We start from the raw sequence: 290 nt of genomic DNA, 5'->3' as shown, positions 1-290 counted from the left end.
GCAAAAGAAAAATGATTAAGCATAGATAAACTCACATTCTCAATAATTGATTAAATAAATGAATACATTGAGAACTTAGAGGGCGGGGCTCGACCTTGAGGGATGAGAAATAGACGTTGTAGTGAAAAGAAGAAACCAATAAATACTTGATACAAATGCAAGTATCGGACTTGTACACGCACGAATACTTCTTTAATCCCAAGTGTGGGTGGTGCAACTAAGTGTCCATAAAAGAAACAAAAAGGACATTGGTGATTAAGATCGTGATGGTGCTGATCAGAATGAGAATC

General features: G+C 36.6%; 1 protein-coding gene. It reads right to left on the bottom strand.

All coding sequences use genetic code 11. The features are described from left to right. Window positions 1–50 precede the first annotated feature (50 nt). Window positions 51–290, bottom strand: a 240-nt coding sequence (locus A2003_RS04745; protein ID WP_286686880.1) for a DUF2946 domain-containing protein, incomplete at its 5' end; no start/stop codon positions are given.

It is taken from the genome of Acinetobacter sp. GWC1_38_13 (assembly GCF_001767535.1).
Taxonomy (GTDB): domain Bacteria; phylum Pseudomonadota; class Gammaproteobacteria; order Pseudomonadales; family Moraxellaceae; genus Acinetobacter; species Acinetobacter junii.
This window is presented reverse-complemented; position numbering and strand designations above follow the sequence as displayed.